Source organism: Bradyrhizobium sp. CCBAU 53421, from assembly GCF_015291625.1.
In the GTDB taxonomy this organism is placed as follows: Bacteria; Pseudomonadota; Alphaproteobacteria; order Rhizobiales; family Xanthobacteraceae; genus Bradyrhizobium.
Genome location: NZ_CP030047.1, coordinates 9,032,955 through 9,058,481, shown reverse-complemented (window position 1 = coordinate 9,058,481; position 25,527 = coordinate 9,032,955). Strand labels below are relative to the sequence as shown.

The 25,527-nt window shown below is 65.3% G+C and carries 29 protein-coding genes; 15 read left to right on the top strand and 14 right to left on the bottom strand.

Annotated features, from left to right (window positions below; all coding sequences use genetic code 11):
• The first annotated feature begins 234 nt into the window (after window positions 1–234).
• From XH92_RS41905 to XH92_RS41880, 6 genes are read left to right on the top strand one after another with little or no spacing between them, the layout of a single operon-like run.
• Window positions 235–1,749 (top strand): amidase, encoded by a 1,515-nt coding sequence (locus XH92_RS41905; RefSeq protein WP_194457250.1) that lies wholly within the window; start codon window positions 235–237, stop codon window positions 1,747–1,749.
• A gap of 42 nt (window positions 1,750–1,791) precedes the next feature.
• Entirely contained in the window at window positions 1,792–2,649 is an 858-nt protein-coding gene (locus XH92_RS41900) for a branched-chain amino acid ABC transporter permease (RefSeq protein ID WP_194457249.1), read from the top strand.
• A 5-nt stretch (window positions 2,650–2,654) separates the two neighbouring features.
• A complete protein-coding gene (locus XH92_RS41895; RefSeq protein WP_194457248.1) occupies window positions 2,655–3,875 on the top strand; it encodes a substrate-binding protein in 1,221 nt (406 codons plus the stop codon).
• 7 nt (window positions 3,876–3,882) lie between these two features.
• Complete coding sequence (locus XH92_RS41890) at window positions 3,883–4,995, top strand: branched-chain amino acid ABC transporter permease (RefSeq protein ID WP_246788126.1); 1,113 nt, start codon at window positions 3,883–3,885, stop codon at window positions 4,993–4,995.
• The gene (locus XH92_RS41885; RefSeq protein WP_194457246.1) at window positions 4,982–5,716 is read left to right on the top strand and encodes an ABC transporter ATP-binding protein; all 735 of its coding nucleotides are present in this window, start codon (window positions 4,982–4,984) and stop codon (window positions 5,714–5,716) included. The genes XH92_RS41890 and XH92_RS41885 overlap by 14 nt, the downstream gene beginning before the upstream one ends.
• Window positions 5,709–6,410, top strand: coding sequence for an ABC transporter ATP-binding protein (locus XH92_RS41880; protein WP_194457245.1), 702 nt, complete (start codon window positions 5,709–5,711; stop codon window positions 6,408–6,410). The genes XH92_RS41885 and XH92_RS41880 overlap by 8 nt, the downstream gene beginning before the upstream one ends.
• A 14-nt stretch (window positions 6,411–6,424) precedes the next feature.
• Here the strand turns inward: XH92_RS41880 and XH92_RS41875 are convergent, their stop codons facing one another.
• The gene (locus tag XH92_RS41875; RefSeq protein WP_194457244.1) at window positions 6,425–7,402 is read right to left on the bottom strand and encodes a hypothetical protein; all 978 of its coding nucleotides are present in this window, start codon (window positions 7,400–7,402) and stop codon (window positions 6,425–6,427) included.
• A gap of 60 nt (window positions 7,403–7,462) precedes the next feature.
• On the opposite strand from XH92_RS41875, the gene XH92_RS41870 reads away from it, so the two are divergent.
• A complete protein-coding gene (locus XH92_RS41870) occupies window positions 7,463–7,741 on the top strand; it encodes a metal/formaldehyde-sensitive transcriptional repressor (protein WP_194457243.1) in 279 nt (92 codons plus the stop codon).
• Window positions 7,742–7,808: 67 nt separating this feature from the next.
• Here XH92_RS41870 and XH92_RS41865 read toward each other — a convergent pair whose 3' ends face one another.
• Genes XH92_RS41865 through XH92_RS44200 form a run of 3 tightly spaced genes read right to left on the bottom strand, consistent with a single transcriptional unit; the run spans window position 7,809 to window position 9,591 of the window.
• Window positions 7,809–8,285, bottom strand: a complete 477-nt coding sequence (locus XH92_RS41865) for a DUF3147 family protein (protein WP_194457242.1) — start codon at window positions 8,283–8,285, stop codon at window positions 7,809–7,811.
• The gene (locus tag XH92_RS41860) at window positions 8,282–8,629 is read right to left on the bottom strand and encodes a DUF3147 family protein (protein ID WP_194457241.1); all 348 of its coding nucleotides are present in this window, start codon (window positions 8,627–8,629) and stop codon (window positions 8,282–8,284) included. The genes XH92_RS41865 and XH92_RS41860 overlap by 4 nt, the downstream gene beginning before the upstream one ends.
• Window positions 8,626–9,591 carry a phosphatase PAP2 family protein gene (locus XH92_RS44200; RefSeq protein ID WP_371817906.1) on the bottom strand — a complete coding sequence of 322 codons (966 nt, stop codon included), beginning with the start codon at window positions 9,589–9,591 and terminating at the stop codon, window positions 8,626–8,628. Before XH92_RS44200 ends, XH92_RS41860 begins: the two co-directional genes overlap by 4 nt.
• Here XH92_RS44200 and XH92_RS41850 point away from each other — a divergent pair.
• The gene (locus tag XH92_RS41850; protein ID WP_371817905.1) at window positions 9,538–10,509 is read left to right on the top strand and encodes a flavodoxin family protein; all 972 of its coding nucleotides are present in this window, start codon (window positions 9,538–9,540) and stop codon (window positions 10,507–10,509) included. The genes XH92_RS44200 and XH92_RS41850 overlap by 54 nt on opposite strands.
• A 66-nt stretch (window positions 10,510–10,575) precedes the next feature.
• Window positions 10,576–10,806, top strand: coding sequence for a hypothetical protein (locus tag XH92_RS41845; RefSeq protein WP_194457238.1), 231 nt, complete (start codon window positions 10,576–10,578; stop codon window positions 10,804–10,806).
• A 34-nt stretch (window positions 10,807–10,840) separates the two neighbouring features.
• Here the strand turns inward: XH92_RS41845 and XH92_RS41840 are convergent, their stop codons facing one another.
• The 5 genes from XH92_RS41840 to XH92_RS41820 all read right to left on the bottom strand — a co-directional run bounded on the left by XH92_RS41840 (window position 10,841) and on the right by XH92_RS41820 (window position 15,681).
• Complete coding sequence (locus XH92_RS41840) at window positions 10,841–11,236, bottom strand: nuclear transport factor 2 family protein (RefSeq protein ID WP_194457237.1); 396 nt, start codon at window positions 11,234–11,236, stop codon at window positions 10,841–10,843.
• A 431-nt stretch (window positions 11,237–11,667) separates the two neighbouring features.
• On the bottom strand, window positions 11,668–13,161 hold the full coding sequence (locus XH92_RS41835; protein ID WP_194457236.1) for a murein L,D-transpeptidase family protein: 1,494 nt from the start codon (window positions 13,159–13,161) through the stop codon (window positions 11,668–11,670).
• Between the two features lie 229 nt (window positions 13,162–13,390).
• Entirely contained in the window at window positions 13,391–14,353 is a 963-nt protein-coding gene (locus XH92_RS41830) for an acetyl-CoA carboxylase carboxyltransferase subunit alpha (protein WP_194457235.1), read from the bottom strand.
• 192 nt (window positions 14,354–14,545) lie between these two features.
• On the bottom strand, window positions 14,546–15,517 hold the full coding sequence (gene xerD, locus XH92_RS41825) for a site-specific tyrosine recombinase XerD (protein WP_194457234.1): 972 nt from the start codon (window positions 15,515–15,517) through the stop codon (window positions 14,546–14,548).
• A gap of 17 nt (window positions 15,518–15,534) precedes the next feature.
• Entirely contained in the window at window positions 15,535–15,681 is a 147-nt protein-coding gene (locus XH92_RS41820) for a histidine kinase (RefSeq protein ID WP_194457233.1), read from the bottom strand.
• Between the two features lie 145 nt (window positions 15,682–15,826).
• Between XH92_RS41820 and XH92_RS41815 the strand changes: the two genes are divergently transcribed.
• The 3 genes from XH92_RS41815 (at window position 15,827) to XH92_RS41805 (ending at window position 19,020) form a co-directional block, all read left to right on the top strand.
• A complete protein-coding gene (locus tag XH92_RS41815; protein ID WP_194457232.1) occupies window positions 15,827–16,459 on the top strand; it encodes a shikimate kinase in 633 nt (210 codons plus the stop codon).
• Window positions 16,456–17,598, top strand: coding sequence for a 3-dehydroquinate synthase (aroB, locus tag XH92_RS41810; RefSeq protein ID WP_194457231.1), 1,143 nt, complete (start codon window positions 16,456–16,458; stop codon window positions 17,596–17,598). The genes XH92_RS41815 and aroB overlap by 4 nt, the downstream gene beginning before the upstream one ends.
• Before the next feature lie 117 nt (window positions 17,599–17,715).
• Window positions 17,716–19,020 carry an HlyC/CorC family transporter gene (locus XH92_RS41805; protein ID WP_194457230.1) on the top strand — a complete coding sequence of 435 codons (1,305 nt, stop codon included), beginning with the start codon at window positions 17,716–17,718 and terminating at the stop codon, window positions 19,018–19,020.
• 34 nt (window positions 19,021–19,054) lie between these two features.
• Here XH92_RS41805 and XH92_RS41800 read toward each other — a convergent pair whose 3' ends face one another.
• From XH92_RS41800 to XH92_RS41790, 3 genes are all read right to left on the bottom strand, one after another.
• Window positions 19,055–19,342 (bottom strand): hypothetical protein, encoded by a 288-nt coding sequence (locus tag XH92_RS41800; RefSeq protein ID WP_194457229.1) that lies wholly within the window; start codon window positions 19,340–19,342, stop codon window positions 19,055–19,057.
• A 12-nt stretch (window positions 19,343–19,354) separates the two neighbouring features.
• Window positions 19,355–19,804 (bottom strand): hypothetical protein, encoded by a 450-nt coding sequence (locus tag XH92_RS41795; RefSeq protein WP_194457228.1) that lies wholly within the window; start codon window positions 19,802–19,804, stop codon window positions 19,355–19,357.
• Between the two features lie 122 nt (window positions 19,805–19,926).
• A complete protein-coding gene (locus XH92_RS41790) occupies window positions 19,927–20,202 on the bottom strand; it encodes a BolA family transcriptional regulator (protein ID WP_028338206.1) in 276 nt (91 codons plus the stop codon).
• Window positions 20,203–20,311: 109 nt separating this feature from the next.
• On the opposite strand from XH92_RS41790, the gene XH92_RS41785 reads away from it, so the two are divergent.
• On the top strand, window positions 20,312–20,950 hold the full coding sequence (locus tag XH92_RS41785; protein WP_194457227.1) for a J domain-containing protein: 639 nt from the start codon (window positions 20,312–20,314) through the stop codon (window positions 20,948–20,950).
• Window positions 20,951–21,176: 226 nt separating this feature from the next.
• Here the strand turns inward: XH92_RS41785 and XH92_RS41780 are convergent, their stop codons facing one another.
• Window positions 21,177–22,271, bottom strand: coding sequence for a citrate synthase/methylcitrate synthase (locus XH92_RS41780; RefSeq protein WP_194457226.1), 1,095 nt, complete (start codon window positions 22,269–22,271; stop codon window positions 21,177–21,179).
• Between the two features lie 75 nt (window positions 22,272–22,346).
• On the opposite strand from XH92_RS41780, the gene XH92_RS41775 reads away from it, so the two are divergent.
• The gene (locus XH92_RS41775) at window positions 22,347–23,570 is read left to right on the top strand and encodes a citrate synthase family protein (RefSeq protein ID WP_194457225.1); all 1,224 of its coding nucleotides are present in this window, start codon (window positions 22,347–22,349) and stop codon (window positions 23,568–23,570) included.
• 3 nt (window positions 23,571–23,573) lie between these two features.
• On the opposite strand, the gene XH92_RS41770 is transcribed toward XH92_RS41775, so the two are convergent.
• A complete protein-coding gene (locus XH92_RS41770; RefSeq protein WP_194457224.1) occupies window positions 23,574–24,236 on the bottom strand; it encodes a DedA family protein in 663 nt (220 codons plus the stop codon).
• 292 nt (window positions 24,237–24,528) lie between these two features.
• Here XH92_RS41770 and cobS point away from each other — a divergent pair, with 292 nt between their 5' ends.
• On the top strand, window positions 24,529–25,527 hold the full coding sequence (cobS, locus tag XH92_RS41765; protein ID WP_194457223.1) for a cobaltochelatase subunit CobS: 999 nt from the start codon (window positions 24,529–24,531) through the stop codon (window positions 25,525–25,527).

Genomic DNA, 25,527 nt, shown 5'->3' with positions numbered 1-25,527 from the left:
CATCGAAGATGCAATGCGGGTGGGGGTTCTCTCCACGATACGACTCGCGGTAGCACCCCACCCCAATCCCTCCCCCGCAAGCGGGAGAGGGGGCTCTACGAAATAATGCTTGAAAAGGAAAATATTTCCGTTTTGAATACAACAACGGGGTGAGCGGTTCGCGCGGGTCAACGCGCAGCTCGCTGACCTGCGTCGAGGGATCAATCCAAGGATCAAAAGCTTCAGGAGAGCGCCGTGACCGTCGTCCTTCCCACGCCAACGCAACTTCGTGCCGTCGCCGAACAGTGCGGCCTGTCCCTGACCGATGAGGACGTGGCCTCGTTCCGCGGCCTGATGCAGGGCTCGATCGAGGCCTATAACCTCGTCGCCCAGATGCCGGACGAACTGCCCGAAGTGAAATATCCGCGCACGCCCGGCTCTCGCCCGGCGCCGGAAGACAACAAGCACAACGCCTGGTACCGCAAATCGACGGTGAAGGGCGCGGCCTCCGGCAAGCTCAAGGGCAAGACGGTGGCGCTGAAGGACAACATCATGCTGGCCGGCGTGCCGATGACCAACGGCTCGTCGACGCTGGAAGGCTATATCCCCGATTTCGACGCCACCATCGTCACCCGCATGCTCGACGCCGGTGCCGAGATCGCCGGCAAGACCCATTGCGAGCACTTCTGCCTGTCCGGCGGCAGCCACACCGGCTCCTACGGGCCGGTGCACAATCCGCACAAGATGGGCTACTCGGCCGGCGGCTCGTCGTCGGGTTCAGGCGTCGTGGTCGCGCTCGGCGAGGTCGACATGGCGATCGGCGGCGACCAGGGCGGCTCGATCCGCATGCCGTCCTCGTTCTGCGGCACCTACGGCATGAAGCCGACCTGGGGCCTCGTGCCCTACACCGGCATCATGCCGATCGAGATCTACGTCGATCACACCGGCCCGATGACCGCGACCGTGGAAGACAACGCACTGCTGCTGGAAGTGCTGGCCGGCGACGACGGCTACGATCCCCGCATCAAGGCGCCGAAGGTCGAGGATTACACCAAGGCGCTGGGCAAGGGCGTCAAGGGCATGAAGATCGGCATCGTCAAGGAAGGTTTTGAGCAGCCGACCGCGGAGGCCGCGGTGAACGAGAGCGTGCGCGAGGCGACCAAGCGCTTCAAGGATCTCGGCGCCAGCATCGAAACGGTGTCGATCCCGATGCACATGCTCGGCGGCGCGATCTGGACGCCGATCGGCACCGAGGGCCTGACCCAGACAATGATGTTCGGCGATGGCTACGGCCTCAGCCGCGGCGACCTCTATTCGACCTCGCTGATGGATTTCCATCGCGGCTGGCGCCGCCAGGCGGATTCGCTGTCCGAGACCACCAAGCTGTTCATGATGCTCGGCACCTACATCAACAACAATTTCGGTCCGCGCTTCTACGGCAAGGCGCTCAACATCTCGCGGCGGCTCGCCGCAGCCTACGACAAGGCGTTCAAGGACTACGACCTGCTGCTGATGCCGACGACGCCGATGAAGGCGACGAAATTGCCCGAGGCCAATGCCAGCCGCGAGGAATACGTTGCCCGTGCACTCGAGATGATCTCCAACACCGCGCCGTTCGACATCACCCATCACCCGGCGATGTCGCTGCCCTGCGGTATGGTCGACGGCCTGCCGGTCGGGTTGATGCTGGTCGGCCGGATGTTCGAGGAATCCACCATCTACCGCGCCGCGCACGCCTTCGAGCAGGCCGGCGACTGGAAGAAGATGTGAGGCGCCGCTTGTCGCAGACGCAAGGTCGATGGATCGAACGCCATGGCTAGCACCTTTGCCGCGGTGTTCGAAATCGTGAGCTTCGGCGCGATCATCGTGCTGGTCGTGCTCGGGCTCGGCATCATCGCCAGCATGATGGGCATCTTCAACTTCGCGCAGGGCGAATTCGTCCTGCTCGGGGCCTATGTGACCTATCTGGCCTACGCTCACGGCGCGCCGGTCTGGGCCGGCATGGTCGCCGCACCCTTCGTGGTCGGCGCGATCGGCTTCGTGCTGGAGGCGCTGATCATCCGGCGCTTCTATGCAGCGCCGATCGTCGCGATGCTCGGCACCTATGCGCTCGGGCTGATCATCCGCGAAAGCGTGCGCGGGCTGATCGGCGGCTTCTATCTCACGGTGCCGGAGCCGATCGGCGGTTCGATCGACCTCGGCTCCGTCCACATCTCGGCCTGGCGCTTCACCATCATCGTGATCACGCTGCTGGTGATGGGCGGCTGCTATCTGCTGCTGGCGCGCACCTCTTTCGGACTTCGGGTCCGCGCCACGCTGGAGAACCCGGCGCTGGCGCGCGCGTCGGGCATCTCGACGCCGCTGATCTACGGCGCGACCTTTGCGTTCGGCGCGGCGCTCGCCGGGCTTGCCGGCGCGCTGATCGTGCCGGTGTTCAGTCTGTTTGCCGACCTTGGCATTCGCTTCCTGATCCAGGGTTTCGTCGCCGTGATGGTCGGAGGGGTCGGCTCCTTCATCGGTCCGGTCGCCGGCGCCGGCGTGATCGGCACGCTCAGCGCGGCGCTGCCATGGGTGATGTCTCCGGTCGTCGCCGACGTCCTCGTCTTCGTGCTCGCCATCGCCTTCATCAAATTCCGGCCGCAAGGCCTCATTGCTGGGAAAGGGGTCTAATCACCATGTCGATTGAACGCATGAACCTCACGCGCCGCCGCTTCATGAGCAATTTCGCCTTTGCGACCGGCGCGCTCGCGACCGGAGTCGGAAGCTGGGTAGTGCGGCCCGATTGGGCCAACGCCGCCGAGGGTCCGATCAAGGTCGGCATCGCCACCGACCTGACCGGCCCGATCGCCTATGCCGGCAATGCCGACGCCAATGTCGCCAAGATGGTGATCAAGGAGATCAACGCCGGCGGCGGCCTGCTCGGCCGGCCGCTCGAGCTCTACATCGAGGACACCGCCTCGAACGAATCGGTCGCGGTCGGCAACGTCCGCAAGCTGATCCAGCGCGACAAGGTCGACATGGTGCTGGGCGGCATCACCTCGTCGATGCGCAACGCGATCAAGGACCCGATCGTGGCGCGCGGCAAGACGCTCTACATCTATCCGCAGCTCTACGAAGGCAAGGAGTGCACGCCCTATCTGTTCTGCACCGGGCCGACGCCGGCGCAGCAATGCGACGAGTTCATTCCCTGGCTGATCAAGAACGGCGGCAAGAAGTTCGCGCTGCCGAGCGCCAACTATGTCTGGCCGCACACGCTCAACGTCTACGCCCGCAAGGTGATCGAGGATAACGGCGGCGAGGTCGTGTTCGAGGAGTACTACCCGCTCGACCAGGTCGACTTCTCGGCCACCGTCAACCGCATCATCTCCAACAAGGTCGATGTCGTCTTCAACACCGTGATCCCGCCGGGCGTCGGCCCGTTCTTCAAGCAGCTCTATGAAGCCGGCTTCCTCAAGAACGGCGGGCGGCTCGCCTGCGTCTACTATGACGAGAACACGCTCAACATCAATCAGGCGAGCGAGATCGAGGGACTGGCGAGCTGCCTCGATTACTTCAAGGTGCTGACCAAGGAGGATCCGTTCAACGCCAAGATCCAGGCGGCCTATGAGAAGGACTTCCCGGGCAACTTCCTGTTCGCGGCCGGCAGCGCAGCCACCGGAACCTATCGCGGCCTCAAGCTGTGGGAAGCCGCGGTCAAGGAAGCCGGCAAGGTGGACCGCGACTCGGTTGCGGCCGCGCTCGACCACGCCAAGATCGCCGAAGGGCCCGGCGGCCCCGCCGAGATGGTTCCGGGCAAGCGTCACTGCAAGATGAAGATGTACACCGCTGTTGCCAAAGGCGGGAACTATGAGATCGTGGCACGCAGCGCCGGTCTCGTCGATCCCAAGGAATGCTGAGCAGTCAATGGCTGGAGCAAGAGAGGCCGTCGCACGCATCGGTGAGGGACCGGATGTCGTGACGCGTGAGAATGCACCGGCCACGAGCGCGCCGGCGGGACAGGCGTCGGCAGGATGGAAGGTCCTGCCGATCGTGGAAGGGCTGGTGCTCTTGATCGCGCTGGTCCTGCCATGGGTGCTGCAGGATTATCTCACGGTGTTCGCCACCCGCGTGGTGATCCTCGCGCTGTTCGCGCTGTCGTTCGACCTGGTGTGGGGCTATGCCGGCATCATGAGCTTCGGCCAGGCGCTGTTCTTCGGTGCCGCCGGTTACGGCGTGGCGCTCCTGGCGCGCGACCTCAACGTCACCTCGATCCTCCTGATCCTGCCGGCGGGCACCTTGATCGGCCTCACCGCCTCGCTGCTGCTCGGCGGCTTCCTGCTGCTCGGGCGCTATCCCTCGAGCGTGATCTTCGTCTCGCTCGGCACCCTGACCGGCTCCTATGCAGCGGACCGGCTGGCGCGCGGCTGGTACTATCTCGGCGGCCAGAACGGCATCCCGTCGATCCCGCCGCTCACGCTCGGCAGCTACGAGTTCGAGGAGGGGCCGGTCTACTACTACATGGTGCTCGGCATCCTCGTGGTGGTCTATCTGCTCTGCCGCTTCCTGGTCCGCTCGCAATTCGGGTTGGCGCTTGCAGGCCTGCGCGAGAACGAGCAGCGCATCGCCTTCTTTGGCTACAAGGCGCAGCACCTGAAGGCGATCATCTTCGCGGTCGGTGGCACCATCGCCGGTCTTGCCGGCAGCCTCTATGCCTTCCACGAAGGCTTCGTCTGGCCCAACATGCTGGGCGTCGTGTTCTCGACCCAGGTCGTGCTCTACGTTCTGTTCGGCGGCTCCGGCACGCTGATCGGCGCCGTGATCGGCACCGTGATCATCGAGGGCGTCAGCTTCTGGCTGTCGGACAATTACCGCGACGTCTGGCCGATCATCCTCGGCGTGCTGCTGCTGCTCGTGATCATGTTCCGCCCGCTCGGGCTGGTCTCCTTCGTGCTCGGCGAGCGCGAGCGGGTCGGCAGCTTCGGCAAGCGACCGAACACGGCGCCAAAGCCAAAGGAGGCCGGCCATGCCGCTCCTTGAGGCGTCGGGCATCAGCAAGGTGTTCGGCAAGCTCACTGCGCTTGATGGCGCGGCGCTGACCGTCGGCGAGAACGAGTTTCATGGCCTGATCGGCCCCAACGGCTCGGGCAAGAGCACGCTGATGAAATGCGTCGCCGGCGCCGAGGTGCCGACCACGGGCAAGGTCTCCTTCGTCAACACCGACATCACGGCGTTCACGCCGACCGAGCGCGCCCGCGCCGGCATGAGCCTGAAATTCCAGATCACCTCGGTGCTGCCGACGCTGACGCTGTACGACAACATCCTGCTGGCGCTGCAGGCGCATTCGTCGCTGTTCGACCTCGTGCTGTCGCGCACGCGCAACCGGCTGCACGATCAGGTGATGACGATGCTGACCCAGTTCCGTCTCGCCGATCGCGCGTATGATGCCGCGGCGGCGCTGTCGCACGGCCAGCAGCAATGGCTCGAGATCGCGATGGCGCTCGCCGGCAAACCGCGGCTGTTGCTGCTGGACGAGCCGACCGGCGGCATGAGCCTCGAGGAGCGCCGCGTCACCGGCGAGTTGTTGCAGCCGATCAAGCAGCATTGCTCGCTCGTCATCGTCGAACACGACCTCGATTTCATCCGCGACATCTGCGACCGTCTCACGGTGCTCGACCAGGGCAAGGTGCTGGCGTCGGGGACGGTCGCGGAAATCCAGGCCAACAAAAGTGTCCAGGAGATTTATCTTCGCCGTGCCTGATCAGTCCTTCCTCGATATCCGGCATATCGATGCCGGTTATGGCCGCAGCCAGGTCCTGTTCGATGTCAACATCGGCATTCCCTGGCGCGGCGGCGTCGCCGTGCTCGGCCGCAACGGCGCCGGCAAGACCACGCTGATGAAGACCATCGTCGGCGAGCTCGCGAGCTCAACGGGAGAGTTGTTCTTCGACGGCCGCGACATCACCCGGCGCCGCACCGAGGAGCGGGTGCGCTCCGGCATCGGCTATGTGCCGCAGGAGCATTCGGTGTTCGCCCGCCTGTCGGTGCGCGACAACCTCGCCGTCGGCTCGCTGTTCAATTCCGATGCCAGCGCGGTCGATCGCGTGCTGGCGATCTTCCCCAAGCTCGGCCAGCGCCTCGACCAGCCGGCCGGCACGCTGTCCGGCGGCGAGCGCAAGATGCTGGCGATCGGCCGCGCCATGCTCGGCAATCCGAAGCTGCTGCTCTTGGACGAGCCGACCGAAGGCGTCTGGATCGGCGTGATCGAGGAGATCACCGAGCGGCTGATCGAGCTGGCCAAGAGCATCTCGGTCGTGATCGTCGAGCAGCATCTCGACCTCGCGCTGCGCGTCGCCAACTATGCCTACGTACTGGACCGCGGCCGGGTCGCGCTGCAGGGCGCAGCAGGCGACGTGCGCAGCGATCCGGAACTGCTGCGTTATCTGGCGCCGTAGCGTGAAAGCTTCGTCTACCAGGCAATCTGGCTGCGCGCGGGCCGGTCGCTCAACAGCGGCTTCCCGAACAGCGACGGCGCAAGGTCATCGAGGAAGAGCAGCAATTGCGCCCGGAAGCCCGGCCCGGTACCGCCGGCGCGGCTCAGCGGGATGATGGCTTCGGCGGCCACCTGCCAGGTCACCGCCACATACGCAAAGCCGGGATTGGCGGTTGCTGCGGTCGCCTGGCCGCGCGGGCTGTCGAACTGGAACTCGATCAGCGGCACCAATTGGTTCAGCGGCTCGTCCTTCGGCGGTCCGCCGTCGAACCGCTTCGTCAGATAGAGCGTGCTGTACTGGATCGAGAAGCCCCAGTGCAGCGTCTCGACTGCCGGCGAGAGGAGGGAGTCAAATCGGCCTGTCACCGGATTGGGGGCCAGCGCCCGGCCTGCCGTGCCGAGGGGAATCTCGTCGACGACCGCGCCGGTGACGGCAAACGGGCGCAGCCATGACACCGAATCCGGGAGGTTGCCAAATCCCTTGCCGACGAAGATGCCCGGCTGGATCGTATCGGGCGCGTCGGCGCCGACCGCGACCGCACCGGAGTGGCCGATGCCCCAGGCGAGGCCAACCGACACCAGCGCTTCGTGGCGGTTGTCGCGGTAAGCCTCATATTTGAGACCGATGCTGGTCTTGTCGAAGCCCGACGTGCGGCCTATCGGCCAGTTCTGGTGCAGCCATGAACTGTCGACGGTGAAGGCGAGCGTCGGCGTCAACAAGCGGGCAAAGGCCCCGTTGATGCGGCTCTCGGCGACCGTGCTGCCCTGTGCGGGATGATCGAGGTAGCTGAAATTGGGCAGGATGAGCTCGTCGGCGACGGCGGGGTCGTCGAATGTCATCGTGCCGGCGAAATAGCGGTTGCCGGCGATGCCATGCGCGTGCGCCGCCTGCGTCCACAGCAGCAGCGCGATCAGCAGAGCGGCTCCGCGGAGAGTGATCGGCCTGCCTGACATCGCCCTGCCTGGAGTAACTGTCGCTTGATCGATATAGGGGACCCCCCTATACCACGATCCATGTCGCACACCATCAAGCACAAGTCCAAGCTCATGGGCCGGGTCAGGCGCATCAAGGGGCAGATCGAAGCGGTCGAGCGCGCGCTCGAATCCGAGCTCGGTTGCGCCGACGTATTGATGCTGGTTGCCTCGGTGCGCGGTGCGATGAACGGGCTGACCGCCGAGCTGCTCGAAGAGCATATCCGTCATCACGTCGTCGATCCCGCGCATGAGAAAAACCCCGAGAAGGCACAGGGCGCCGCGGACCTGATCGACGTCGTCCGCACCTACCTCAAGTGACTCTTTGGGGTTGCGCAAAAGGGCTCGGCCGATGCGCGATTGTTCGCCGTGAGCGCCGAAGCGCGATCTAGGCCGACCACGGATGGTGCCCGCGAGAAAGCCCCGTCCGTGGCCCCCGAACCACGCGCATTTTCCGCCGGACGTACCAGGCCGCGACCGAGCAAATCAGCCAGCTGATTGATGCCGCGATGAAGGCTGCAGCGACGCTGCGCGCCACCGTCAACGAGAAGACAATCGCAAACGCCAGCATGCCGATGGCGCCCAGCGCCGCCCCCGCGGCATCGAGCGCAGCGGCCTGCTGTCCGCGCCGCGTGCCGTCGAGGCCCGCCTCGCGCTTGCGGCGGATTTCGTGCTTCTCGATCAGGGTCGCGCTGGCGCAGAAGATGGCGGGAAGCGCGAGAAAGGCACCGCCGACATCGGCGCCGCAGATGCTGCTGACCAGGCCGGTGAACACCGTGGCGCCGCCGCCGAGCACGAAGCGGATCAGATATTCATACCAGCGGCCCTCCCTGAGGGCAGACAGCGACACGCGTACAGGTGTCATGCCTGTCCTCCGCTGAGGGCGAGCAGGCCGAATACGATCACGAGCCAGGCGACGAGCGACAGCAATGTCGCAGGGGCTGCCCGCAGTCTGGCGCGAATCAGCAGCTGGCAGACCACGAAGCTGTAGACGGCGAGCGCGACCGCGCCGGCAATCATGGCGCGGCCCTGCAGGCCGGCGTAGTCGGCGCCGTGCCGGCATACGGCGATACCGAGCGTCGCCAGCGCAACGGACGGCGCCGCTCCGAACAGGCCGGCAAAACTCTTCGGGCGCAGCACGTCACCCAGCATCGCGAACAATGAGACGACGGCTCCGCCCAGCACAAAGCGGACGACGTATTCGGTCATCGCGGATCCTTGCCCGGATAACCGGTCCACAAGCGCAGCAGCCGCTCAAGACCCGCTCCCAGCGCGAATCCCGCGATCACGTCGCTGGTCCAGTGTGCGAGAACCGCCACGCGCGTCAGCGAAAGACCGATCGCGACGGCCTGGATGGTGCGGCGTGCGCGGGCGGGCAATGTTGCTGCCGCCGATGCCAGCGCGCCCATGTGCAGCGCGTGGCCGGACGGAAAGGCGTCTTTGCGCTTGCCCGAGATCGAGATGCCGTGGACGTGTCCGACCACGGTCAGACGGTCCGGGCGGGTCTGGTTGAACAGAAGCTTCAGGCCATGCGGCAGCAGCGACGCGGCGACCGTGACCAGCAGTGCATGATTGCCGGCGCGCTCCAGAGCGGCGCCGCGTCCGCGGGAGGCGAGCCAGCCCGCGGCGGCGAGCACAAGCAGCACCTTTTCATCGGCGCCCCATGTCAGCCCGCGGGCAATTTCCTCTGGAGCAGGCGCGGTGTTGCGGGCGATCGAACGTGCGATCACGGCGTCCGCCGCGGTCGGGCGGACCGTCATCGGGAAGGTTGGCGTGCCTCGAAGGTGAGCTGCAGTACGCATGGTCCTCAAAGCCGGGATTCCATGCAACGCGCCAGCTTCGGCATGGGTCCTAATGGCCCGTTCAGGAGACGCCACAGGAACCAAAGCCAGTTCCAGCCCTTCTAACGTTGGCCCGCCTCGACTCGCTTCGATGCCGTCGCGCACCCGTCGACGTCGCGCATCCATCGCGACGCGCGGCGCGCGATGATCGTTGTTCAGGGAGGGATGTCGATGACGGAGCCGGACGTTCGCAAGGGGATGCCGCCCGTCAAGCTTTCGCGCGATGAGTTCGAGCGGCGCTACCGGAAGCGATTCGCCGATCCGGTCTTCCGATCGATGCAGCAGGAACTGGCGACGATCATCGCCGGTGCCTGGGATGCCTACCATCATTCACGCAAGGCGCCGGTCACGCGCAAGGCCGGCCCCGGCTTTGCCGATCCGGATTATGATCTCGCGGTCGACTGGCTGTTCGCGCGCGATGCCATCGATGAAGCACAACGCAGGCACGACGACCCGAACGCGACGCCGCATATCCTGCTGATCAACGGCTCCTCGCGCAGCGAACACAGCTGTCCCGGAGAGATGTCCAAGAGCTGGCGCATGGTCGAAATCGCCGAGGCCTGCTTTCGCGAGATGGGCTTCACGGTCGATATCCTCGATCTGTCGCGGCTGACATCCGAGTTCGGCAAGCAGATTCATCCTTGCAAATCCTGCGTGTCGACTTCGATGGCGCTCTGCCACTGGCCGTGCAGTTGCTACCCAAACTACTCGCTCGGGCAAACCGATGACTGGATGAACGAGATCTATCCGCTCTGGCTCCGCGCGCACGGCGTCATGATCATCTCGCCGGTCAATTGGTATCAAACGCCGACCGGACTCAAGGCGATGATCGATCGCCTGGTCTGCGCCGATGGCGGCAATCCCGATCCGACCTCGACCCACGGCAAGACCGCGAGCGAGGCCAAGGCGCTCGAACTCAAGGGCTGGCATTACCCCAAGCATTTGCGCGGCCGGCATTTCGGTCTCGTGGTCCATGGCGACAGCGTCGGTGCCGAGACCTGCCGCCGCTTTCTTGCGGATTGGCTTACCGACATGGAGCTGATCTCGGCGGGCGGCCGCTCCGAAACCGATGGCTACATTGGCTACATGAAGCCTTATGCGACATCGCATCGCGATTTCGATGAAGACAAGGCGTTCCAGGACCAGGTGCGCAACGTCGCGCTGGCGCTTGGCGCTGCCGTTGACCTGGCGCGCACCGGGCATCTGGAGGATCCCGGCAAAGGGCTTGAGGACCCGCAGCCGAAATAGCGCGGAATCCGGGTTCCGCAGGAACGAAGAGCGCAGGCTGCCGTTAGGCAGCGGGAGGAGTTCAACATGCGCTATCTTTCGATTGTCGTCCTTTGTGCTGTCGCGACGATGAGCAGCGGTGCCGCGCTGGCGCAGCATTCAGGTACCCAGGCAGAACAGAGCGCGTGCTCGCGCGACGCACAGCGCTTCTGCCGCAAGGATCTCGGCAATGACGGCGCCGTGCAGAATTGCCTTCAGACGAACCGCGCCAGCCTGAGCCGAGGCTGCAAGAAGGTTTTCGAAAGCCACGGAATGTAGCGGCCAGCCGGTGCGGCGCAACTCGTGTTGCTGATCAACGCGTCGACGCTCCGTCGACGTGCTCGACAATGTGCGCGCGCGAGGCCGATGGCTCAAACCGGTCGGCGAAATACTGCGTCTCGTGCGCGACCAGTCCGTCGCGGAATTCCATGATGCTCACCACGCAGGACGGCTTCTCGTCATAGGTGAGGATGTATTCGGTGATCCACAGGTCACCGCCGCCGATCATGCGCCGGATCGTGAAGCGCTTCTTGTTCGGCTGCACCGTCCGGCTCTCCTGAATGTTGCGCCGGCCGCGGATCCGCTCGCCGGATTGCGGATAATCGAGCACCGCATCGTCACGGTAGATTTCGTGCTCGCGCTCGAAATCGCTGGCGTCTGACGCCTCCCAATGGCGCTGCAGCGCGATCCGCACAGTGTGATCGTCCATCGCAATCTCCCGGCTGTGCCCCGCGCATCATCTGACGATCGTCAGTGCGTGATTGGCAAGCGGAATGTGATGGTGAAGGATGCCGTTCAGCCAGGTTGAGCACTGTCTCCTCGTCATTCCGGGCTCTCGCTGCGCGAGCCCCTGAATGACGACAACTGCCATCGCCCGCTTTCGTGGGTGATGACACCGCGTGGTGTAGCAACTTGAATTGAGACCCATCCCCATCGTCGTCCTGGCGAAAGCCAGGACCCATTACCCCAAATCTCAGTTGCTGCGCGGCGCTGCGGCCACGATCCCGTCCATCACTGCATGCGGTGGTTATGGGTCCTGGCTTTCGCCAGGACGACGCGGGGAGGGATCGTGCAACTGCGTCGTGAAAGCGACGCTCGCGTCGTGCCGGCCTTCGCCGGGACGACGGGGAAGTGCCGCGCTTACTTCACCGCGGAGAAGCGGGTGTCGAACGAGTTGGTCTGTACGACCGGCGCGGAGCCGGCGAGCTGGGTCGACGCTGTCGCGGCCGGCGCTGCGGCGGCGGTGCTGGTCACCTGCGGCTTCGGAGCGGGCTTGGCGGCCTGCTTCGGCTCCGCCTTCGGGGCGACCCGAACCACCGATTGCGGCTTGGCATCGGCAACCTTCGGCTTGGCCGGTGCGGCGGCGGCCGGAGCTGGCTGCGACGCGGCCTGCTTGCTGGCGTCGGCGGTGGCGTCACCGATGCCGACCTTGCGGGCAAAGCTCGAGAAGAATCCTTCGGATTTGTCGGACGCGTTCGCCGACGCAACACGGGTGGCCGGCGCCGAGGCCGACGACGGTGTCGCGACCGAGGTCGACGACGTCGTCGCCACCACGGGCTCTTCCCGCTGGACCGCGAGATTGGGCCGCGGCGGATTGACCGTTCCGGGGATCGTGCCGGGGGCGCGGGCCAGCGACATCGATGCCAGCGCCTGGCTGTCGCCGCCTTCGGACAGACCGGTGTTTCCTTCCGGAATCTTGGAGGCGAAGATCGCGTTCATGCCGCCATCGATGCCGGTGTTGAGACGCGCCACGGGCGTGCCCTTCGCAGCCAATTTGGCCATCTCCGCGTCGTCGCGCTGCTCCTTCTCGCGCACGGCGCTCGCGACCTCCTCGGGGATCACATAGGCCGGGCACTTCGCCGACGCATTGAACACCGGATCGCGCGTCGCGTCCGGCGGCTTCACCGCGTCGAAGACGTATTTCTTCTCGCAGAAGTCGACCTTCGGCTCCTGCTTCGTCACTTCGAAATGATCGTTGCCTTCCTTGATCATCTTCCAGAAAGGCATGTTCGGATTGTTGCGGTGCTTGGCCATGTTCGCCGGCGTCATCCGGAACGGATAGGCCTGGAACTGGAACGCCTTCTGGCCACCGAAGAAGGACTCGCGGCCGAGCGAATAGATTTCGGCGATCTGCTCGTCGGTCATCGCGTAGCAGCCGCGCGACGAGCAGTCGCCATGCACCATCAGCTCCGAACCGGTGCGGCCGAGCGCCTTGTCGAAGGCGTTGGGATAGCCGGTGTTGAACGACAGGTAATAGGCCGACTGCGGATTCATCTGGCTGGGGTTGATCGAATAGAACCCTTCCGGCGCCTGGCGATCGCCTTCGCGAACCTTCGGGCCGAGATCGCCCGACCAGCGGCAGATCGGATAGGTCTTGAGCAGCGCAAACTGGCCGGAGCGGGTCTGCTTCCAGACCTCGAGCTCGGCCTCCTGCTTGAACAGCCGGACCAGGATCGGCGACTGCAGATCCATGTCCTTCTCGGTCATGGCAGCGACGAGCTTTGGCGGGACCGGCTGGTTGGCCTTGGCATTCTGCGCGAGCGAGATCTGGTCGCTGTCACAGCCGGCGAGCATGACACCCGCGGCGAGGACCGCCGAAGTCAGAAGCGCGCGTACGAGCGTGCGATGAGTCAAGTCCGAGCTCCACACCCACCGGGCGATTTTCGCGACCCCAACACGGCGAATATGCCCTGAAGCCATTGTGTAAAATATTAGCCTTCGACCACCCCTGCTCGCAACCTGAACCGGGGCTGACAGCCCTCACGGTAGCAGGCATGGTTCAAGCAACGTTAAAGACCCGGCTCGGGGCTCAATTACGGCAAAATCGGTCGATTTGGGCGAAAAATCCGGCGATTTGGGCGGGTCAGCCCAGCTTGCGGCCGATATCCAGGAACTTCTGGCGCCGCTGTTTGCGAATCGCGTCCGGATCAAGATTTCGTAGGTCGTTGAGCGCCTGGGCGATCGCGTCGCCCGTGGTCGCGATCATCGCGGCGGGATCGCGATGAGCCCCGCCGGAGGGCTCCTTCAGGATCTGGTCGATCACGCCGAAGCGCAGCATGTCCTGCGCGGTGATCTTCATGCTGTTGGCGGCTTCCTGCGCCTTGGTGCCGTCGCGCCACAGGATCGAGGACGCCGCCTCCGGCGAAATCACGCTGTAGATCGCGTGCTCCATCATCAGCACGCGGTTGGCGGTGGTGATGGCGATGGCGCCGCCCGACATGCCTTCGCCGGTGACGATCGCGACATTGGGTACGCCGAGAGACAGGCAGGCGTCGGTCGAGCGCGCGATCGCCTCGGCCTGGCCGCGCTCCTCGGCGCCGATGCCGGGATAGGCGCCGGCGGAATCGACGATCGACAGCACCGGGATGCCGAACCGGTCGGCCATCTCCATCAGGCGCACCGCCTTGCGGTAGCCCTCGGGGCGCGCCATGCCGAAATTGTGCTTGATGCGGCTGTCGGTGGTGGCGCCCTTCTCCTGGCCGACCACGCAGATGCTCTCGCCGCGGAAGCGGCCGAAACCGCCGATCAGGGCCTCGTCGTCGGCGAATTTGCGGTCGCCGGCCATCGGGGTGAATTCGGTGATCAGGCCGCCGATGAAATCGGTGAAGTGCGGCCGCTGCGGATGCCGCGCCACCAGCGTCTTCTGCCACGGCGTCAGGCTGGCATAGAGGTCGGTGAGCGCTTGCGCCGCCTTGTCCTCGATCCGCGCGACCTCGTCGCCGATGTCGCTGCCGCTCGCGGCAAGCGCACGCAACTCGTCGATCTTGGATTCAAGCTCGGCGACGGGTTTTTCGAAGTCGAGATAGCTGCGCATCGGGTCGGGCATCAACTCAATATAGGGAGGAACGGTGCGAGGGGCGAAGCGGTTTTGGCGAGTGGTAAAGAAGTTTTGTAACTTCAATCGGTTAACGCGCATTCGGGCGGAATGCACGCTTCGGGATCGCAGGCAGGCCACGCTCTTTCTGCGGAGACGACGCGGAAGTCAAGGCGGATCAGGTGAAGGTATCGGGCGCCGGACTTACTTCTCCGCCAGCGGATGCAGGTCACGGACCAGGCTCTTCAGCCGCTCCTCGACCACATGGGTGTAGATCTGGGTGGTCGAAATATCGGTATGGCCGAGCAGGGTCTGCACGATGCGCAGGTCCGCGCCATTGTGCAGCAAATGGCTGGCGAAGGCGTGGCGCAGCACGTGAGGGGACACCAGCCGCGGCGCGAGGCCGGAGGCTGCCGCGAGCTCCTTGAGGTCGCGGGCGAAATGCTGCCGGGTCAGATGGCCACTCTCGCCGGAGGATGGAAACAGCCATTTCGACGGCGCTGTTCTCTTCGCCTTCGGCTGCATCACCTCCAGCGCGGCGAGATAGTCCGCCATCGCCTGGCGCGAGGCGTCGTTCAGCGGCACCAGCCGCTCCTTGTTGCCCTTGCCGCGCACCACGATCATCCGCGCATCGCGCCGCGCCGCGGACACCGGCAGCGACACCAGCTCGGAGACGCGCAGGCCGGTGGCGTAGAGCACCTCGAGCAGGCAATATAGCCGCAGCGCGCGCAGCCGCTGCGCCGGCGAGACGTCGGTCTGGGTCAGCTCCCTGGCGCGGGTCAGCATGCGGTCGACATCGGCGATCGACAGCACCTTGGGCAGGCCGCGGCCGCGCTTCGGGCCGGACAGGATCGCGGCCGGATCGTCGCCGCGGACCCGCTCGTTGAGCAGGAAGCGGTAGAGATGCCGCATCGCCGACAGCCGCCGCGCCACGCTGGTCGACTTGAAGCCGCGGGTGTCGAGGTCGGCGAGGTAGCCGCGCAGCGCCTCGGTGTCGGCGCTGGTGAAATCGGCGCCGGCATGGGCGAGGTAATCGGAGAAATCGGTGAGGTCGCGCCGGTAGGCGTCGAGCGTGTTGCGGCCTGCGCCCTGTTCCGCGGCGAGCATGTCGAGGAACAACGCGGTCAGTTTGGCGTCGGAGGACTTTGCGGGGGTCTTCTTGGCAGCAGCGGTCATGCCAAGACTCATAGCGCCTATTTCTTGAGGAACTTATCCGGCGTGATGGTCACGCTCATTTCCCGTGGCTTCGGATGCACGAAATTCGCCAGCGCGAAGACGATGCCGTAGCCGATCCCGAAAATCACGGCGACGACCGTCAGGAAGCGGAACAGGCTGGGCATGGAGGCGACTCGGGCGGCGAATTAACCAATGAAATCATCCAACATGTTCCCCGCGCCGTTGCAAGAGTCGCTGGTAACGGTGTCGCCGGGGGTAGTATAGGTGGCTCGAATTCTGAACAATTCGTCCCAATATCCGAGCTTTTTGATGTCCGACGCAGCCGTCCCGGCGCCCACCCACCCGACCCTGGAGGCCGATATCACGGCCGCGCTGGGGCCGCGGTCGATCGTGCTGGTCGGCATGATGGGGGCGGGCAAGTCGACCATCGGCCGGCGGATGGCGGCGCGGCTCAAGCTGCCGTTCACCGATGCCGACACCGAGATCGAGACGGCAGCCGACATGACGATCCCGGAGATCTTCGAGACCCACGGCGAGGCCTATTTCCGCGATGGCGAGGCGCGGGTGATCGCCCGTATCCTCGACAGCGGCCCAATCGTGCTGGCGACCGGCGGCGGCGCCTTCATGCGCGAGGAAACCCGCAACCGTATCCGTGACCGCGCGGTTTCGATCTGGCTCAAGGCCGACAGCGATATCATCATGCGCCGGGTCCGCCGCCGCGCCGATCGCCCGCTGCTGCAGACCGCCGATCCCGAGGCGACGGTGAACCGGCTGCTCGGCGAGCGAGAGCCGGTCTACGGCACCGCCGATCTGACGATCGCTTCCCGCGACGTGCCGCACGACCGCATCGTCGACGAATGCCTCGAGGCCCTGCACGCCCATCTGTGCGGCGTGCGTCCGGCCGGCGAGCCACCATCTGATGGATTGAACGCGACCTCATGACTGCGCCCCTGAAACACTCCGCCTCCGTTACCGTCGACGTCGCGCTCGGCGACCGCGCTTATGACATCGTCATCGGCCGCGATGTGCTGGCCTCGCTCGGCGAACGCGTCGCGGCGCTGCGGCCCGGCGTGCGGACCGCCATCGTCACCGACCGCACCGTCGCAAAACACTGGCTGGAGCCGACTGAAGCGTCGCTCGCCGCCGCAGGCGTGCCGACGTCGCGGATCGTGGTCGAGGAGGGCGAAGGCTCGAAGAGCTACGCCACGCTGACAAAGGTCAGCGAGGCGCTGATCACGGCCAAGATCGAGCGCAACGATCTGGTGATCGCGCTCGGCGGCGGCGTGGTCGGCGACCTCGCCGGCTTCGCGGCCTCGATCCTGCGCCGCGGCGTCGACTTCGTGCAGGTGCCGACCTCGCTGCTCGCGCAGGTCGATTCCTCCGTCGGCGGCAAGACCGGCATCAACTCGCCGCAGGGCAAGAACCTGATCGGGGCCTTCCACCAGCCGGTGCTTGTCATTGCCGACACCTCGGTGCTCGACACGCTGTCGCCGCGCCAGTTCCGCGCCGGCTACGCCGAGGTCGCGAAATACGGCATCCTCGGTGACGAGGCGTTCTTTGCCTGGCTCGAGAAGAACCACGCCGACATCTTCACAGGCGGCGCGGGGCGCGAGCACGCGATCGCGACCTCCTGCCGCGCCAAGGCCGAAATCGTCTCCCGCGACGAGCGCGAGACCGGCGAGCGCGCGCTGCTCAATCTCGGCCACACCTTCGGCCACGCGCTGGAAGCCGCGACCGGCTTCTCCGATCGCCTGTTCCACGGCGAGGGCGTCTCGGTTGGCATGGTGCTCGCAGCGGAATTCTCCGCGCAGCTCGGCATGATTTCCTCTGACGATGCCGGGCGCATCGCGCGTCATCTTTCTGCGGTAGGACTGCCGACGCGCCTGCAGGATATCGCAGGCTTTACCCAGGAAGGGCTTGCCGATGCCGACGCACTGCTGGCGCTGATGGCGCAGGACAAGAAGGTCAAACGCGGCAAGCTCACCTTCATCCTGCTGGAGGCGGTCGGCCGCGCCGTGATTGCCAACAATGTCGAGCCGCAGCCGGTGCGCGACTTCCTGCAAGCCAAGCTGAAGGTCTAGAGCGGGATGACTCTCCTTCGGATCGTCATCCCTCTCTATCTCTTTGATTTGAGCATGATCTTTTCGGAAAGCCGCTACACACTTTTCCGGATCATGCTCTAGCCACGGATCAAGCCAGTGGGATGGTTGACCTTCTCGATCGTGCTGCTCTGTCTCCTGATCTCCGCATTCTTCGCGGCGAGTGAGACGGCGCTGACCGGCGCCTCGCGCGCCAGCATGCTGCGGCTGTCGAAGCAGGGTAACAGCGAGGCCGGGGTGGTCTCGAAGCTGTTCAACATGCGCGAACGCATGATCGGCGCGCTGCTGCTCGGCAACAACATCGCCAATATCGGCGCCTCGGCGCTGGCGACCGGCGTGTTTACCGCCTGGTTCGGCGATGTCGGCGTGCTGTACGCCACTGCGGTCATGACCGTGATGGTCGTGGTGTTCGCCGAGGTGCTGCCCAAGACCATTGCGATCAACGCGCCCGACCGCATCTCGCTCCTGGTCGCGCGGCCGATGCGGCTGACCATCTTCGTGCTGGGGCCGCTGCTCACTATCATCGAGACCATCGTGCTGGCGCTGATGAAGCTGCTCGGCATCAAGGTTGGCGCCCATCAGGCGGTGCTGTCGCCGACCGAACGGCTGCGCGGCGCGGTCGATCTGTTGCATCACGAAGGCAAGGTCGAGAAGCAGGACCGCGACATGCTCGGCGGGTTGCTGGACCTCAGCGAGCTGCAGGTCTCCGACGTGATGGTCCATCGCACCGAGATGACCATGGTCAACGCCGACCTGCCGCCCGAGGAACTGGTGCGCGAGGTGCTGGCCAGCGAATATACCCGGATCCCGCTGTGGCGCGAGAAGCCGGAGAACATCGTCGGTGTGCTCCACGCCAAGGATCTGCTGCGTGCGATGCGCGCCAATGAAGGCGACATGTCTGCGATCGATGCCTCCGCGATCGCGCTGCCGCCCTGGTTCGTGCCGGAGATGCGTCCGGTCTCCGAACAGCTGAAGGCGTTCCGCCGCCGCAAGACCCATTTCGCCCTGGTGGTCGACGAGTATGGCGAGGTCGAAGGCATGGTGACGCTGGAGGACATCCTGGAGGAGATCGTCGGCGACATCTCCGACGAGCACGATGTCGTCGTCGCCGGCGTGCGCGCGCAGCCGGACGGCTCGGTCGTGGTCGACGGCTCGGTGCCGATCCGCGACCTCAACCGCGCGATGGACTGGCGGCTGCCGGACGAGGAGGCGACCACGGTCGCCGGCCTCGTGATCCACGAGGCGCGCTCAATACCCGAACGCGGCCAGAGCTTCACCTTCCACGGCTTCCGCTTCCGCGTGCTCCGCCGCGAGCGCAACCGCATCACGGCGCTGCGCATCGTCGCCGTCCCGCGCGAGGCCGCCGAGCCCGAGAAGCCGAAGCGGGCGGGGACGGCGTTCTGAGGCAGACCGCCGTCGGCGTGACGCGGTCAACGAGCTAGGAGCGCGGGTCTTCACCCATATGGAAGGTCTTGGCGAAATCGTAGCAAGTGCCGCACAGGATCTTCGGCTCAAGATGCTTCAGCGCAGCGTCCACCCATTCGCCGCCGGTCGCTTCGACCCTGCTTTGGCAAGCCGAGCACCAAGCATCGGGGCGCGGGTTCTCGGGGTCGTCACGCGTCCAGAAAAATCCGACGCGCTTGCGATCCACCAGTCCTTCGGCGATGTGTTGGCAGACGAAGGTTCTCTGCTGAAGTCCATGGATGGTGCATTTCACCTCCGCCATGGGCTGCCTTCCTCACTCGATATCGATCGAGATACCCGACAGCTTCCACGCGCCGTCGGAGGGGATGAAACCGAGCTGATACTTCACCTGCTTGGGCGTGGTGTCGAAATGGCCCTTCAGCCGGAGCACGCCCTTGTCGTCGATCTTGGCGTCCTCATCGAGCACGATCGGCTTGGCGACGACCGCGTCGAACACCGCGTGCTTGTCGACCAGGTCCTTGAAGATCGTCTTCAGCTTGTCCGGCGAAAACTGGTCGCGGAACGGCTTTGATATCTTGGTGTGGAACACGGTGAAATTGTTCGCGGCCACCGCGTCGTTGAGCGAGACCAGGATGCTCTTGATCAGCACCTCCTGGACGAACGGGCTCGGCATATCCAGCGCCGCGGCCGGGCGCATCGCGCAGATCAGGAGCAGGCCGGCGGCGGCGACGATCGACCGGAAACGTGGCCAGCAAGGGATCATCAATGGGCCCATATCAAGCGCGGCGATGCCATCCACAGTTCTCAGGTATGGAGCAGGTCCAGCGCCGGATGGCCCTATTCTCATAACGGAAAACCGCTGCTTCGTCTTGAGCCAAGCGCGAGCTAGCGGGGCTTTTCCCCGGGGCCGTGGGCATGGATCGCCAGCGCATGCACCGAGCCGGCGAGTTCCTGCGCCAGCGTCGCATTTATCATGCGATGGCGTTCGATCCGGCTCTTCCCTTCGAAGGCCGGAGACACAATATATACCCTGAAATGTGTCTCGCCGCCTGGCCTGTGGCCGGCGTGGCCCTCATGCAGATGTGACTCATCGACCACGTCGAGGCTTTCGGGCAAGAAAGCTTCACGCAACTTGTTTATGATAGCGTCTTTGGTGCTCATGGCGGCGGAGTTAGGTCCGCGACAGCTTTTCGTCAATGGTGCAAGCGGGAAACGAGGTCTGCGCAATGTCAAGACTTGAAGATTTGTGCATTGCGTAGTCAAAGAGAACATGCCGATCGATTCATCAAAATTCTTCGACTCCATTCGCATCAAGCCGACCAAGGTGAGTGCGAAGCGCCAGGCGCAGGCCGGCGAGCAGGCCGTGACCTGCGAGTGGGTGGGTTGCCAGAACAAGGGCGCGCACCGCGCCCCGAAGGGCCGCGAGAATTCGCGCGAGTATTGGCACTTCTGTCTCGATCACGTCCGCGAGTACAACCAGTCCTACAATTTCTTCCAGGGCATGAATCCCGACGACGTCGCGCGCTACCAGAAGGATGCGCTGACCGGTCATCGTCCGACCTGGAAGATGGGCGCCAACAACGGCAAGAAGGGCGAGAGCGGTCTCGATGCCGCCTCCGATCCGTTCCACATGTTCTCCGAGCTCAACGGTCGCGGCCGCTGGCGGCCCGGACCGGGTGGCGCGGAGCCGAAGCCCGAGACCCGCAAGGTCATGAACGCCGAGCGCAAGGCGCTGCTGGTGATGGGGCTCGGCGCCGGCGCGACGCTCGAGGACGTCAAGTCGAAATACAAGGCGCTGGTGAAGCAGCACCACCCCGACGCCAATGGCGGCGACCGCTCCACCGAGGATCGCCTGATCGAGATCATCAAGGCGTATAACTATCTGAAGACCGTGGTACGCGAGGCGTAAGCTCGTGCCTCCGTCGCCCCATTGATGGGCCACGGCGTGTGGGTCCCTGCTCCCGTTCGCAATTGCGCACTAGGCAGGGACGACAGCGGAGTTTGTGGCTTCGCCGTCGTCCAACGGTGCGGTTTTGTAGCCCGGATGAAGCGAAGCGCAATCCGGGGCACATCTATCCGCGGTCGTTCCCGGATTTCGCTGCGCTCCATCCGGGCTACGGCTCGCGGGTCAGCTCTCAGCCCTTCGGCACTGCGCCGACATAGGACGAACTCGGCCGGATCAGCCGGCCGGTGCGGCGCTGCTCCAGCGCATGCGCGGTCCAGCCGGCGGCGCGGGCCACCGCGAAGATCGGCGTGAAGGCCTGGCGCGGGATCTCCAGCGCGTCGAGCAGGATCGCGGTGAAGAACTCGACATTGGTCTCCAGCGGCCGTTCCGGATTCTTCTTGCGCAGCGCTGCGCGGATATAGGCCTCGACCTCGCCGGCAAACGGCAGGTCGGCACCACTGGCCTCCAGGCGCTCGATCGCGACCTTCAGCACATCGGCGCGCGGGTCGCGCACGCGATAGACCCGGTGGCCGAAGCCCATCAGCCGTTCGCCGTGTGCCAGCGCGCCATCGACCCAGGGCTGGATGCGCTCGCGCGTGCCGATCGCATCCAGCATCTCGAGCACCGGCTCCGGGGCGCCGCCATGCAGCGGACCGGTCAGCGCGCAGTAGCCGCCGGTGACTGCCGCGAACAGGTCGGCCTGGGTCGAGGCGATCACCCGCGTCGTGAAAGTCGACGCATTCATGCCGTGATCGCAGACCGTGACGAGATAGGCGTCGAGTGCGGCGACCTCACGCGGCGCAGCCTTGCGGCCGAGCAGCATCCGCAGCGTATCGGCGGCGTGGCTGGCATTGGGATCCGGCGCGATCGGGGCGTGTCCCTTGGCGTGCTGGACCAGGGCGCCCGCGATCACCGGGAAGGCGCCGACGATGGTCGCCTCGTGCTCCAGCCCGTTCTCGCCGCGGAGACCCGCGATCGCGGCACGGAAGCCGTCGACGATGGACATGCCGCGCGTCGCCGGCAGCAGGTCCGGCAGGCGGGCGAAGGCGCGTTCGCGTGTGGCGCCGAGGCTGGCGCGGACATTGGCCTCGCTCAGCGACTTGCCGGTGGCGCCGTTCCATAGCCGCGCCGTGACGCCCTCGAAGCTCGACTTGTCCGCGAGGCTCGCGACGTGCTCGCCGGCGATGATCAACTCGCCGCGCTCGCCGTCGACATGGCTCAACACGGTCTCGGCGGCGGGAACGCCGTCCAGACCGATCTGGCTCTTGGTGAGAATCATATTCATGGCCGATCTCCTTGCTTCACGCCTTGAAGGTCGGACCTCTCGACGAGTTGATCAATCTTGATTATATAAATCAATATGAAAAAATCCGCCGAGCTTTACCTCTCCGCCCGCGAAGCCGCCGCCGAGCTCGCGATCTCGCCGGCGACCCTCTACGCCTATGTCAGCCGCGGCCTGATCCGCTCCGAGCCGTCGCCGGATTCGCGCAGCCACCGCTACCGCGCCGAGGACATCAGGGGGTTGAAGGAGCGTCGCGTGCCGTCGCCGGAGCCGCGCGGGTTTCGCAATTTCGATGCCGATCTGCCGGTGATGGATTCGGCGATCGCAACCATCACCGAGCAGGGCCCGATCTATCGCGGCGTGAACTGTGTCGATCTCGCCCAGCGCGACACGCTGGAGCACACCGCGACCCTGCTATGGGACGTCACCGGCGTCGATCCGTTCGCAGCGGACAATTGCCCGCATGTCTCGGACGAGATGCGCGCGATCGCCGAAGCCGCGCGCCGCGCCCAGCCGATCGACCGGACGGTCGCGGTGCTGGCGCTGGCGGCGAGTGCCGATCCCGGCGCCTTCACCCGCGCGCCCGATGGCCGTGGGATGGTCGGTGGGCGCATCCTGCGGCTGCTGGTCGCGACCATGCTGAACGCTGAGCCGTCGGCCGAGCCGCTGCATGAACAGGTGGCGCGGGTCTGGGCGCCCGACAACAAGCACGCGCCCGACCTGATCCGCCGCGCACTGGTGCTGCTCGCCGATCACGAGTTGAACGCTTCCACCTTCACCGCGCGTTGCGCGGCGTCGACCGGCCTCAACCTGTACGACGCCGTGATCGCGGGGCTCGTCGCGCTGAAGGGTCCGATGCATGGCGGCGCCGGCGTGCTCGCCTCGCGCCTGGTCAAGACGATGATCGACAACGACGTTGCACCTGTCGTCCGCGAGCGGGTCGCGCTCGGCGAGCGCTTCGCCGGCTTCGGGCACGGCGTCTACAAGAAGGGCGACCCGCGCGCGATCTCGCTGCTCGAGGCGCTGACGCAGGCCGGCGCGCCGCGCAAATTCACCAGGGAAGTGCCGGATAGAATCGCCGAGGCGACGGGCGAGTTCGTCAACATCGATTACGCGCTGGCGGTGCTGGTGCATGCGCTGCGGATGCCTGCAGGGAGTGAGCTCGCACTGTTTGCGATGGCCCGCAGCGTCGGCTGGATCGCACATGCCAGCGAACAACTGCAGCTCGGCAAGCTGATCAGGCCCCGCGCGCGTTATGTCGGTCCGGCACCCGGACGCGCCGGCACGACCAATAGCATTTAGCTCCTATTGTGCCGGCTTGGACGGTTCGATCAGGCCGCCGCCATGCCGCCGGCGGATGGTCCAGATCGCGAGCGCCAGGATGACCGCGCCGCCCGCCACCGCGAACATCCATAGATGCTTGCCGACATGTTGATGATGCGGCAGGCCGGCATAGTCGTGCAGCGCGGTGACGGCGAGCACGCCGGGCAACACATGGGCCGGCGCCCAGAGCAGGATCGCGGGGATGTTGACCGCGTAGAAGCGCACCGGCGGCATGTCGAGCGCGCCGGCGGTGATCGGCACGAAGGCGCGGATCGGCGGCACGAAGCGGGCGAAGAACACCGCGAGCACGCCCCAGCGGTTGAAGAAGGCCTCGCTCTGCGCGACCACGCGCGGGTAGTTGGAGAGCGGCCACGCCGACAGGATCTCGCGCTGGCTGCGGTGGCCGATCATATAGGCCGTGCCGTCGCCGAGCATGGCGCCGGCGGCAGCCGCGGCGAGCACCGGCACGAGCTTCAATTCGCCGCCCGGGACCAGTGCGCTCAGCGCCAGGATGATGGTCGAGCCCGGCACCAGCGAGCCGACCACCGGGACGGCTTCCAGCAGGGCGGCCAGAAACAGCGTCAGATAGGCGAGCCAGGCATGGGCCGAAACGAACGCGATCAATGGGTCAAGGAATGAAGTCACAGAATCCCTGGGTGGCAATGAAACAGGTCCGAGAGCTAACAACTCCGCGCCGGGCTGAAAAGTGCCTGGCCGGACAGGCCGCCGTGGCGCTGCGGCGAAAGTACGGCGGGATTTGCAGAGCAGCCTTCCAAAAACCGAGTTTCGCGCCTATCTTTATGATACAACGACGGAACTTTGATTTGCCCGTGGGCTTCTGCCGGCCGATGCTCTCTGCTAGGCTTGTGCGTAGCACCCCATCCGCAGCCAATGACCTAAATCTGGTTTCGGGAATGCCCGGGACCTCGGAGGATGAATGACGACCGCCGTCCAGACCAAAGAGCAAGAACCCGTCGGTTTGCCCGACATGAAGGTTTCGGTTCGGCAGGTCTTCGGGATCGATAGCGATCTGGAAGTTCCCGCCTATTCCGAAGTCGATCCGCATGTGCCGGAAGTCGACAGCGACTATCGCTTCGACCGCGCCACCACGCTCGCGATCCTTGCCGGCTTTGCCAAGAACCGCCGCGTGATGGTGACCGGCTATCACGGCACCGGCAAGTCTACGCACATCGAGCAGGTCGCGGCCCGCCTCAACTGGCCCTGCGTGCGCGTCAACCTCGACAGCCACATCAGCCGTATCGATCTCGTCGGCAAGGATGCCATCGTGGTCAAGGAAGGCAAGCAGGTCACCGAATTCCGCGACGGCATCCTGCCCTGGGCGCTGCAGCACAACATCGCGCTGGTGTTCGACGAATATGATGCCGGCCGTCCGGACGTGATGTTCGTGATCCAGCGCGTGCTGGAAGTGTCCGGCCGCCTGACGCTGCTCGACCAGAACAAGGTGATCAAGCCGCATCCGGCGTTCCGCCTGTTCTCGACCGCCAACACAGTCGGTCTCGGCGACACGTCGGGCCTCTATCACGGCACCCAGCAGATCAACCAGGGCCAGATGGACCGCTGGTCGATCGTCACCACGCTGAACTACCTCGCCCATGACGAGGAAGTGGAGATCGTGCTGGCCAAGGCGAAGCACTACCGCACCCAGGAAGGCCGCGACATCGTCAACAAGATGGTGCGGCTGGCGGATCTCACCCGCAACGCGTTCGCCAATGGCGACCTGTCGACGGTGATGAGCCCGCGCACGGTGATCACCTGGGCCGAGAACGCCGACATCTTCAACGACATCGGCTTCGCGTTCCGCGTCACCTTCCTCAACAAGTGTGACGAGCTGGAGCGGCCGCTGGTCGCCGAGTTCTACCAGCGCTGCTTCAACGTCGAGCTGCCGGAATCCTCGGTCAACGTGGCGCTCAGCTAG

Bases quoted from the DNA above. Each gene is read 5' to 3' on its own strand.
- XH92_RS41900 (WP_194457249.1), top strand. From the start codon at position 1,792: ATGGCTAGCACCTTTGCCGCGGTGTTCGAAATCGTGAGCTTCGGCGCG.
- XH92_RS41895 (WP_194457248.1), top strand. From the start codon at position 2,655: ATGTCGATTGAACGCATGAACCTCACGCGCCGCCGCTTCATGAGCAAT.
- XH92_RS41890 (WP_246788126.1), top strand. From the start codon at position 3,883: ATGGCTGGAGCAAGAGAGGCCGTCGCACGCATCGGTGAGGGACCGGAT.
- XH92_RS41885 (WP_194457246.1), top strand. From the start codon at position 4,982: ATGCCGCTCCTTGAGGCGTCGGGCATCAGCAAGGTGTTCGGCAAGCTC.
- XH92_RS41875 (WP_194457244.1), bottom strand. From the start codon at position 7,402: ATGTCAGGCAGGCCGATCACTCTCCGCGGAGCCGCTCTGCTGATCGCG.
- XH92_RS41870 (WP_194457243.1), top strand. From the start codon at position 7,463: ATGTCGCACACCATCAAGCACAAGTCCAAGCTCATGGGCCGGGTCAGG.
- XH92_RS41865 (WP_194457242.1), bottom strand. From the start codon at position 8,285: ATGACACCTGTACGCGTGTCGCTGTCTGCCCTCAGGGAGGGCCGCTGG.
- XH92_RS41860 (WP_194457241.1), bottom strand. From the start codon at position 8,629: ATGACCGAATACGTCGTCCGCTTTGTGCTGGGCGGAGCCGTCGTCTCA.
- XH92_RS41850 (WP_371817905.1), top strand. From the start codon at position 9,538: ATGCAGCAGGAACTGGCGACGATCATCGCCGGTGCCTGGGATGCCTAC.
- XH92_RS44200 (WP_371817906.1), bottom strand. From the start codon at position 9,591: ATGATGGTAGGCATCCCAGGCACCGGCGATGATCGTCGCCAGTTCCTG.
- XH92_RS41845 (WP_194457238.1), top strand. From the start codon at position 10,576: ATGCGCTATCTTTCGATTGTCGTCCTTTGTGCTGTCGCGACGATGAGC.
- XH92_RS41840 (WP_194457237.1), bottom strand. From the start codon at position 11,236: ATGGACGATCACACTGTGCGGATCGCGCTGCAGCGCCATTGGGAGGCG.
- XH92_RS41830 (WP_194457235.1), bottom strand. From the start codon at position 14,353: ATGCCCGACCCGATGCGCAGCTATCTCGACTTCGAAAAACCCGTCGCC.
- xerD (WP_194457234.1), bottom strand. From the start codon at position 15,517: ATGACCGCTGCTGCCAAGAAGACCCCCGCAAAGTCCTCCGACGCCAAA.
- XH92_RS41820 (WP_194457233.1), bottom strand. From the start codon at position 15,681: ATGCCCAGCCTGTTCCGCTTCCTGACGGTCGTCGCCGTGATTTTCGGG.
- XH92_RS41815 (WP_194457232.1), top strand. From the start codon at position 15,827: ATGTCCGACGCAGCCGTCCCGGCGCCCACCCACCCGACCCTGGAGGCC.
- aroB (WP_194457231.1), top strand. From the start codon at position 16,456: ATGACTGCGCCCCTGAAACACTCCGCCTCCGTTACCGTCGACGTCGCG.
- XH92_RS41800 (WP_194457229.1), bottom strand. From the start codon at position 19,342: ATGGCGGAGGTGAAATGCACCATCCATGGACTTCAGCAGAGAACCTTC.
- XH92_RS41795 (WP_194457228.1), bottom strand. From the start codon at position 19,804: ATGATCCCTTGCTGGCCACGTTTCCGGTCGATCGTCGCCGCCGCCGGC.
- XH92_RS41790 (WP_028338206.1), bottom strand. From the start codon at position 20,202: ATGAGCACCAAAGACGCTATCATAAACAAGTTGCGTGAAGCTTTCTTG.
- XH92_RS41785 (WP_194457227.1), top strand. From the start codon at position 20,312: ATGCCGATCGATTCATCAAAATTCTTCGACTCCATTCGCATCAAGCCG.
- XH92_RS41780 (WP_194457226.1), bottom strand. From the start codon at position 22,271: ATGAATATGATTCTCACCAAGAGCCAGATCGGTCTGGACGGCGTTCCC.
- XH92_RS41775 (WP_194457225.1), top strand. From the start codon at position 22,347: ATGAAAAAATCCGCCGAGCTTTACCTCTCCGCCCGCGAAGCCGCCGCC.
- cobS (WP_194457223.1), top strand. From the start codon at position 24,529: ATGACGACCGCCGTCCAGACCAAAGAGCAAGAACCCGTCGGTTTGCCC.